The organism is Streptomyces sp. YS-3 (assembly GCF_045257485.1).
In the GTDB taxonomy this organism is placed as follows: Bacteria; Actinomycetota; Actinomycetes; order Streptomycetales; family Streptomycetaceae; genus Streptomyces.
The window spans coordinates 1-9,066 of sequence record NZ_JBJHPC010000286.1 but is presented as its reverse complement, the minus strand read 5'-3'; the positions used below and the strand labels follow the sequence as shown (position 1 = coordinate 9,066).

Annotated in this window: 7 protein-coding genes; 5 read left to right on the top strand and 2 right to left on the bottom strand. The window is 71.0% G+C overall.

The genetic code is table 11. The annotated features are described in order from the left end of the window. Positions 1-34: 34 nt before the first annotated feature. Positions 35-637, bottom strand: a complete 603-nt coding sequence (locus tag ACJA3G_RS22095; RefSeq protein ID WP_406554757.1) for a biotin transporter BioY — start codon at positions 635-637, stop codon at positions 35-37. Positions 638-916: 279 nt separating this feature from the next. On the opposite strand from ACJA3G_RS22095, the gene ACJA3G_RS22090 reads away from it, so the two are divergent. The 4 genes from ACJA3G_RS22090 (at position 917) to ACJA3G_RS22075 (ending at position 5,437) form a co-directional block, all read left to right on the top strand. Next, on the top strand, positions 917-2,359 hold the full coding sequence (locus ACJA3G_RS22090) for an amino acid permease (protein ID WP_406554756.1): 1,443 nt from the start codon (positions 917-919) through the stop codon (positions 2,357-2,359). Positions 2,360-2,541: 182 nt separating this feature from the next. Next, positions 2,542-3,945 (top strand): amino acid permease, encoded by a 1,404-nt coding sequence (locus ACJA3G_RS22085; RefSeq protein WP_406554755.1) that lies wholly within the window; start codon positions 2,542-2,544, stop codon positions 3,943-3,945. 157 nt (positions 3,946-4,102) lie between these two features. Continuing rightward, complete coding sequence (locus tag ACJA3G_RS22080) at positions 4,103-4,744, top strand: superoxide dismutase (protein WP_406554754.1); 642 nt, start codon at positions 4,103-4,105, stop codon at positions 4,742-4,744. A gap of 159 nt (positions 4,745-4,903) precedes the next feature. Continuing rightward, the gene (locus tag ACJA3G_RS22075; RefSeq protein ID WP_406554753.1) at positions 4,904-5,437 is read left to right on the top strand and encodes a DUF4240 domain-containing protein; all 534 of its coding nucleotides are present in this window, start codon (positions 4,904-4,906) and stop codon (positions 5,435-5,437) included. Positions 5,438-5,504: 67 nt separating this feature from the next. Here the strand turns inward: ACJA3G_RS22075 and ACJA3G_RS22070 are convergent, their stop codons facing one another. Further along, positions 5,505-6,167 carry a DsbA family protein gene (locus tag ACJA3G_RS22070; RefSeq protein WP_406554752.1) on the bottom strand — a complete coding sequence of 221 codons (663 nt, stop codon included), beginning with the start codon at positions 6,165-6,167 and terminating at the stop codon, positions 5,505-5,507. A gap of 136 nt (positions 6,168-6,303) precedes the next feature. Here ACJA3G_RS22070 and pepN point away from each other — a divergent pair, with 136 nt between their 5' ends. Next, positions 6,304-8,883 (top strand): aminopeptidase N, encoded by a 2,580-nt coding sequence (gene pepN, locus ACJA3G_RS22065; protein WP_406554751.1) that lies wholly within the window; start codon positions 6,304-6,306, stop codon positions 8,881-8,883. The last annotated feature ends 183 nt before the right edge of the window (positions 8,884-9,066 follow it).

The window sequence follows — 9,066 nt, the reverse complement described above, 5'->3', positions numbered from 1 at the left end:
CGGGATTCGGTCGTACCGGATTCGGTGGTACCGGCTACTTGCGGCCCACGAACTTCCACGCCGTCGGCAGCGCCCCCATGGCCAGCGCCGCCTTCAGCGCGTCCCCGAGCAGGAACGGCGTCAGGCCGAGCGCCACCGCGCGCGTCAGGGACACGTCGGCCGAGGCCGCCAGGTACGGCACGCCCACCGCGTAGATGATCGCCGAGCCCAGCACCATCGTGCCCGCCGTGCGCAGCACCGAGCGGTCACCGCCCCGGCGGGCCAGCGCGCCCACGACGGTGGAGGCGAGCAGCATGCCCAGGACGTAGCCGAAGGACGCGCCGCCCGCACCCGAGGTGCCGCCCGCGAACCAGGGCATTCCGGCCATGCCGATCAGCGCGTACAGCCCGAGCGAGAGGAAGCCGCGGCGGGCGCCGAGCGAGGTGCCGACCAGCAGCGCCGCGAAGGTCTGGCCGGTGACGGGGACCGGGGAGCCCGGGACGGGCACCGCGATCTGGGCCGCCAGGCCGGTGAGCGCCGCGCCGCCGAGGACCAGGACGGCGTCCCGGGTGCGGGCGCCGGGCAGCAGGTCGGCGAGGACCTTGCCGGTACCTCCGGTACGGGGTGCGGCAGGGGCAGTGACAGTGGTCGTGGCCATCGTGGGCTCCGCGGGTTCGGGGACGGGCAGCGAGATACATGCAAGGGACACGGTGACGTTAGCCGAGGGATTCTCGCTGGATCACCATCAGCGGCCCACAAAGCGGCGGTTGGGGCCTTGGTGGAGATCGCACAAAGGCCGGACTGCTTCCGTCCGCCGGGGTGACTCTCGTCACTGCGCCGATGAGGAGTACGTACGGTTTTGCGGATCCGGCGCGGACTCGGGGAGACTGTAGGTTCCCCATAAACGATCAGTCGCTGATCCGAGAGAACGAGCGCCATGCACGACGGCAAGACCACGGCCGGGGCCACCGCCGCCGACACCGCCTCGGTGGAGCCCGAGCCGCTGTCCCACGGGCTGAAGCAGCGCCATCTGACCATGCTGGGCCTGGGCGGGGTGATCGGCGCCGGTCTCTTCGTGGGGTCGGGCGCCGGGATCGCGGTGGCGGGGCCGGGGATCGTCGTCTCGTATCTCATCGCGGGCGCGATCGCCATGCTGGTGATGCGGATGCTCGGGGAGATGTCCTCGGCCATGCCGGCGTCCGGGTCGTTCTCGGTGCACGCCGAGCGGGCCCTCGGCCGGTGGGCCGGGTTCAGTGTGGGCTGGCTCTACTGGTTCCTGCTCGTCGTCGTGCTCGCGGTGGAGGCGACCGGCGCGGCGCAGATCGCCCACGGGTGGGCGCCGGGGATGCCGCAGTGGGCGTGGGTGCTGGTGTTCATGGTGGTGTTCACCGTGGCCAATCTGGCGGCCGTGAAGAACTTCGGCGAGTTCGAGTTCTGGTTCGCCACGCTCAAGGTCGGCGCGATCGTCCTGTTCCTGGTCCTGGGGCTGCTGGCGGTCTTCGGGGTGCTGCCGGATACCGCTCCGGTCGGGTTCGCCAACCTGACCGGGCAGGGCGGTTTCCTGCCCAACGGCTGGGACGGCGTGGTCTCCGGGGTCCTCGCGGTGATCTTCGCCTTCGGCGGCCTGGAGGTCGTCACCATCGCGGCGGCCGAGTCGGACGACCCGGTGCGCGCGGTCGGCCGCGCGGTGCGCAGCGCGGTGTGGCGCATCCTCTTCTTCTATGTGGGCTCGATGCTGGTGATCGTGACCCTGCTGCCGTGGGGTTCGATGCGGCCGGGGCACAGCCCGTACGTCGCGGTCCTCGACTCCATCGGTGTCCCCGGCGCGGGGCAGATCATGAACGTGGTCGTCTTCGTCGCCCTGCTCTCGGCGCTCAACGCCAATCTGTACGGCTCCTCCCGGATGGTCTTCTCGCTGGCCGAGCGCGGCGAGGCGCCGAGGGGGCTGCTGAAGGTGTCGGGGGGCGGTGTGCCGCGGCGCGCGGTGCTGGCGTCGGTGGCCTTCGGGTTCGTCTCGGTGCTGCTCAATCTGGAGTGGCCCGACTCGGTCTTCCTCTACATGCTCAACGCGGTCGGCGCGGTGCTGCTGTTCGTCTGGGGTCTGATCGCCGTCTCGCAGCTGCGGTTGCGCCGGCGGATCGAGCGCGAGGCCCCGGAGCGGCTGACCCTGCGGATGTGGGGCTTCCCGTGGCTCACCTGGGCTGCGCTCGCGGCGATGGCGGCGGTGCTCGTGCTGATGCTCTTCGACGACGGGGCCCGGCCCCAGCTGCTGTGGTCGGCGGGTGCGACGGCCGTGGTACTGGCCGTCGCTCTCGTACGGGAGTGGCGGGCACGGGCGGAATCCGGCAGTCCGTCGGCCGACCGATCGTCAGGTCGGTAGTTACGGGCGGGTTTGGCGGGACCCACGAGGCCGGACGTGTGCGTTCCGTGTGCGACTTGTGCGCAGGGCTTCACGCTGTGTGAGTCGAGTGTCCGGATAGCGGTCTGGTGTTCCCTCTGAGCGGAGCCGCCTCCAGACTGTGGCTCCCGCCCCCCGTCTCAGCTACTGAACAGGGCCTGCCCATGTCCCGGACAAACGCGCCCGCGACGACCGACGCGCCGCCGAAGGTCGACTCCCCTCTCACCCACGGTCTCAAGCAGCGCCATCTCTCGATGATCGCCCTCGGCGGCGTCATCGGCGCCGGGCTCTTCGTCGGCTCCGGCGCGGGCATCGCCGCCGCCGGGCCCTCGATCGTCCTCGCCTACGGCATATCCGGCGCGCTCGTCATGCTGGTGATGCGCATGCTGGGCGAGATGTCGGCGGCCAACCCCGCCTCCGGTTCCTTCTCCGTGCACGCCGAGCGGGCCATCGGGCCCTGGGCCGGCTTCACCGCCGGCTGGTCGTTCTGGGTGCTGCTCTGTGTGGCGGTCGGCCTGGAGGGGATCGGCGCCGCGAAGATCGTCACGGTCTGGCTGCCCGGTACGCCGGAGTGGGCCTGGGTCGCGCTCTTCATGCTGGTGTTCACCGCCACCAACCTCGCGGCCGTGAAGAACTTCGGCGAGTTCGAGTTCTGGTTCGCCGCGCTCAAGGTCGCGGCCATCACCCTCTTCCTCGTCCTCGGCCTGCTCGCCATCCTCGGCGTCCTGCCGGACACCCCCGCCCCCGGCACCTCGAACCTCACCGGCGAGGGCGGGTTCCTGCCCAACGGCTCCGAGGGCCTGGTGCTCGGACTGCTCGCCTCCGTCTTCGCGTACGGCGGCCTGGAGACGGTGACGATCGCCGCGGCCGAGTCCGAGAAGCCGGTGCAGGGCGTGGCCCGCGCGGTGCGCACGGCGATGTGGCGCATCGCGGTCTTCTACATCGGCTCGATGGCGGTCATCGTCACGCTGGTGCCGTGGAACGACAAGACCGTGGTGGCGAAGGGCCCGTACGTGGCGGCCCTCGACCACCTCGGCATCGACGGCGCCGGGCAGATCATGAACGTGGTCGTCCTGGTGGCCCTGCTCTCCGCGATGAACGCCAACATCTACGGCGCCTCGCGCATGGCGTACTCGCTGGTCGAGCGGGGCCAGGGCCCCAAGGCGCTCGGCCGGATCTCCGGCGGTGTGCCGCGCGTGGGGGTGCTGTGCTCCTCGGTCTTCGGCTTCGGGTGCGTGCTGCTGAGCTACTGGCGGCCGGACGACGTCTTCCCCTGGCTGCTGAACATGATCGGCGCGGTGATCCTGGTGGTCTGGATCTTCATCGCCGTCTCCCAGCTGCTGCTGCGCCGGCGCACCGAGCGCGAGACGCCGGAGAAGCTGGTGGTGCGGATGTGGCTGTACCCGGGGCTGACCTGGGTGGCGCTCGCCGCGATGGCCGCGATCTTCGTCCTGATGGCCCGCCAGTCCGACACGCGTGACCAGCTGATGGCGACCGGGGTGCTGACGGTGGTCCTGGCGGTGCTCGGGTACGTCCGGCAGCGGATGGCGGCCCGTCCGACGGCCTGATCCCGCGCCCCTTCACCAAAAGAGCCCCGCGTCCGGAGGTCGAGACCTCCGGACGCGGGGCTTTTCGCTGCGGCCACCCCCGACTCCGACCGTATGCACCTGCTGATAGCGTGCACTTGCACATCAGTTGCAACAAGCAGTCGGAGGGGCTTCGGACATGGCCATCTACACGCTTCCTGAACTTCCGTACGACTACGCCGCGCTCGAACCCGTCATCAGCCCGGAGATCATCGAGCTGCACCACGACAAGCACCACGCGGCGTATGTGAAGGGCGCGAACGACACCCTGGAGCAGCTCGCGGAGGCCCGCGACAAGGACGCCTGGGGGTGGGTCAACGGCCTGGAGAAGAACCTCGCGTTCCACCTCTCCGGCCACATCCTGCACTCGATCTACTGGCACAACATGACCGGCGACGGCGGCGGCGAGCCGCTGGAGAAGGACGGCGTGGGCGAGCTGGCGGACGCCATCGCCGAGTCCTTCGGCTCCTTCACCAAGTTCAGGGCCCAGCTGACCAAGGCGGCGGCGACGACCCAGGGTTCGGGCTGGGGCGTCCTCGCGTACGAGCCGGTCAGCGGGCGCCTCGTCGTCGAGCAGATCTACGACCACCAGGGCAACGTCGGCCAGGGCTCCACCCCGATCCTGGTCTTCGACGCCTGGGAGCACGCCTTCTACCTCCAGTACAAGAACCAGAAGGTGGACTTCATCGAGGCGATGTGGCGGGTCGTCAACTGGCAGGACGTGGCGAAGCGTTACGCCACCGCCAGGACCGCCGGGAACACCCTGCTGCTGGTCCCGTAGGGACCCGCGATCGTCCTGCTCGTGATCGTCTTCTCACCTTTCACGTGCGGGCGGAAATACGGACGGCCCCCGCGAGGACGTGACTCGCGGGGGCCGTTCGCCGGTCCGACACCCTTGCGGGCCGGGGCCGTTGTCAGTGCCGGGTGCCATGCTCGGGCCATGGACACACAGGAGTTCTGGACGCTCATCGACGACGCCCGCGCGCAGGTGGCACACGCGGCGGACGCCGAGGCGGTGGCGGCGCGGGCCGCTGCCCTGCTCGCGGCCCGGCCGGCCGACGAGATAGTGGCATTCCAGCAGGTCTTCTGGGACCTGATGGCCGCCTCCTACCGCCAGCCGCTCTGGGCAGCGGCGTACACGATCAACGGCGGGTGCTCGGACGACGCCTTCGACTACTTCCGGGGCTGGCTGATCGCGCAGGGGCGCGAGGTGTTCGACGGGGCGGTGGCCGACCCGGACGGGCTCGCGGGCGTCGCGGCGGTGCGGGACGCGGCGGTCGAGGGCTGGGAGGTGGAGTGCGAGGAGGCGCTCGCCATCGCCTGGAACGCGCACCTGGCCGCCACCGGCAAGAAGCTGCCCGGCGACAGCTTCACGATCCGCTACCCGGAGCTGGACCCCGGGTGGGACTTCGACTTCGACGACCTGGGCGAGATGGCGAGACGCCTGCCGCGCCTGGCCGCGCTCTACGGATGAGGGCACACCCGGCCCCGGCGAGCCGGTGGCCCGCCGGGGCCGGGGCTGGGGGGTGCCGGGGCCGGGGTCAGTCGAAGATCGGGCCCTGGGTGCGGGTGCGCTTGATCTCGTAGAAGCCCGGGGTGGAGGCGACCAGGAGGGTGCCGTCCCACAGACGGCCGGCGGCCTCGCCCTTGGGGGCCGGGGTGACGACCGGGCCGAAGAAGGCGATCTGCTCGCCGTCCGCGCCGGGCACGGCGATGACCGGGGTGCCGACGTCCTGGCCGACCTTGTCTATGCCCTCCTTGTGGGAGGCGCGCAGCTCGGCGTCGAACTCGTAGGCGCTGTTGTCGACCTCGGCGTAGTCGGCGAGGTCGGCGGGCAGGCCCGCCTCCTCCAGGGCGGCGACCAGGACCTCGCGGCCCGAGCCGAGGTCCTGGTTGTGGACCCGGGTGCCGAGCGCGGTGTAGAGCCTGCCCAGCACCTCCTCGCCGTGCTTCTGCTGGGCGGCCATGACGACCTTGACCGGGCCCCAGGCGCGGTTGACCAGGAAGTCGCGGTAGGACTCCGGCAGCTCGTCCAGCCTGTCCTCGTTGAGGACGCCCAGGCTCATCACATGCCAGCGGACCTCGACGTCACGGACCTTCTCGACCTCCAGCATCCAGCGGGACGTCATCCAGGCCCAGGGACAGAGCGGGTCGAACCAGAAGTCGACGGGGGTCTTCCCGGTCCGGGACGTGGTCTGGGACATGTCTCTCCTCATCGGGGCAACGCGGGGTGGCTCACGGTGGGGAACGTCCGCGGCGGCCCGGCGCATTCCCGCGTGTCGGGCGCCGGGCGGGCATGGCAGGATCAGCGGTGTTCGAACGAGACACGAAGGAGTGCCCGTGCCCGGTGAGAATCTGTCCCGCGACGAGGCCCGTGAACGGGCCGACCTGCTGTCCGTCGACGGGTACGAGGTCGCCCTCGATCTGCGGTCCGCGGTCGGGGACGCCCCGGACGGGCCGCGGACGTTCCGTTCACTCACCACGATCCGGTTCCGCTGCGCCCGGCCGGGCGCCGGCTCCTTCGCGGACCTGGTCGCCCCGTCGGTGAACGCGGTCACCCTCAACGGCAAGCCGCTGGACGTGGCCGAGGTCTTCGACGGCACCCGGGTGGCGCTCGCCGACCTGGCCGCGGAGAACGTGCTGGTGGTCGACGCCAACTGCGCGTACAGCCGGACCGGCGAGGGCATGCACCGCTTCGTCGACCCGGAGGACGGCGAGGTCTACCTCTACACCCAGTACGAGCCGGCCGACTCGCGGCGGGTCTTCGCCAACTTCGAGCAGCCCGACCTGAAGGCGCCCTACCGCTTCGAGGTCCGGGCCCCCGAGGGCTGGACGGTGTGGTCCAACGGCGAGGGCGAGCGGGGCGGGGACGGCGTCTGGCGGTTCGCCGAGACCGCGCCGATCTCCACGTACATCACCTGCGTGGTCGCCGGTCCGTACCACTACGTGACGGACACCTACACGCGGACCTTCGACGACGGCAGCACGCTGGAGATCCCGCTCGGCGCGATGTGCCGCAAGGGCCTGGCCCGGCACTTCGACGCGGACGACGTCTTCCTCGTCACCAAGCAGGGCTTCGACTTCTTCCACGACCAGTTCGACTACCCGTACCCGTTCGGCAAGTACGACCAGGCCTTCGTGCCGGAGTACAACCTCGGGGCGATGGAGAACCCGGGCCTGGTGACCTTCCGCGAGGAGTTCATCTTCCGCGGCAAGGTGACCCGGGCCGCCTACGAGCGGCGTGCCAACGTCATCCTGCACGAGATGGCGCACATGTGGTTCGGCGACCTGGTCACCATGCGCTGGTGGGACGACCTGTGGCTGAAGGAGTCGTTCGCCGACTTCATGGGCAGCTTCTCCCAGGTGGAGGCGACGAGGTTCGACAACGGCTGGATCACCTTCGCCAACGGCCGCAAGTCCTGGGCGTACCGCGCCGACCAGCTGCCCTCCACCCACCCGGTCACGGCCGACATCCGTGACCTGGAGGACGCCAAGCTGAACTTCGACGGGATCACGTACGCCAAGGGCGCCTCGGTCCTCAAGCAGCTGGTGGCGTACGTGGGACGGGAGGCGTTCCTGGAGGGCGCCCGGCGCTACTTCAAGCGCCACGCCTACGGCAACACCCGCCTCGGCGACCTCCTGGCGGTCCTGGAGGAGGTCTCCGGGCGCGACATGGCGGCGTGGTCGCGGTCCTGGCTGCAGACGGCGGGCGTCAACTCGCTCACCCCTCAGGTCACTTACGACGCGGGCGACCGCATCACCGAGCTCGCGGTGGTCCAGGAGGCCGTCGAGAGCCACCCGACGCTGCGCCCGCACCGCGTGGCGGTCGGCCTCTACCGCACCGAGGCGGGCGCCCTCGTGCGGTACGCGCGCGCCGAGGTCGACGTGGACGGCCCGCGCACGGTGGTGGCGGAGCTGGCCGGGGCCGAGCGGCCCGAGCTGGTCCTCGTCAACGACGACGACCTCACGTACTGCAAGATCCGCTTCGACGAGGGTTCGCTCGCCACCCTGCGCGCCCACCTCGGCGACATCACGGACCCCTTGGCCCGCGCCCTGTGCTGGTCGGCGCTGTGGAACCTGACGCGGGACGCGCTGATGCCCGCGCGGGACTTCGTCGAGCTGGTCCTCGCCCACTCCGGGCGCGAGACGGACATCGGCGTGCTCCAGATGCTGCACGCCTGGACCCGCTCGGCGCACACCCACTACGCGGCGCCCGAATGGCGTGAAGAGGGCGGGCGGCTGCTGGCCGAGGGCGCGCTGCGCGAGCTGCGGATCGCGGCGCCGGGCAGCGAGCACCAGCTGGCCTGGGCCCGTTTCTTCGCCTCCGCCGCGACGACCGACGCCGACTTCCAGCTCCTGGAGGGCCTCCTCGCGGGGACGGCGAAGATCGACGGGCTGGAGGTCGACCAGGAGCTGCGCTGGGTCCTGCTGGAGCCGCTGGCCGCGCACGGCCGCGCCGACGAGTCGGTGATCGGCGCCGAGCTCGCCCGCGACGACACGGCCTCGGGCAAGCGCCACCAGGTGCGGTGCCTGGCGGCCCGGCCCTCGGCCGCGGTGAAGGCGCAGGCGTGGGCGCAGGTCGTCGAGTCGGACACGCTGTCGAACGCGCTGGTGGAGGCGACCATCGCGGGCTTCGCCCAGTCCTCGCAGCGCGAGCTGATCGCTCCGTACGCGCCGAAGTACTTCGAGGCGATCGAGCGGCTGTGGACCGAGCGGTCCATCCAGATCGGTATGGACGTGGTGCGCGGGCTCTTCCCGAGCCTGCGGGACAACCGATCGACGCTCGATTCCACGGACGAGTGGCTGGCGGCGCACCAGGACGCGGCCCCGGCGCTGCGCAGGCTGGTCCTGGAGGCCCGTGACGACCTGGCCCGCACCCTGCGCGGCCAGGCCTGCGACGCGGCGGCCGGCGCCCGCTGACGGCGATCGGGGGCCCGGCGACGGGCCCCCCGATCGGCACTCGAACGCCCGTACTTTAGGACGGGCTTGTCCGGAATTGTCGACGAGCGTGTAACAGCGGTTAAGGGCCGCTCCGGGCGCGGAACACCCCCCGGCATGAACCACAACACCCCGACCTTCGGCGGCGAGACCCCGTCCCCGCTC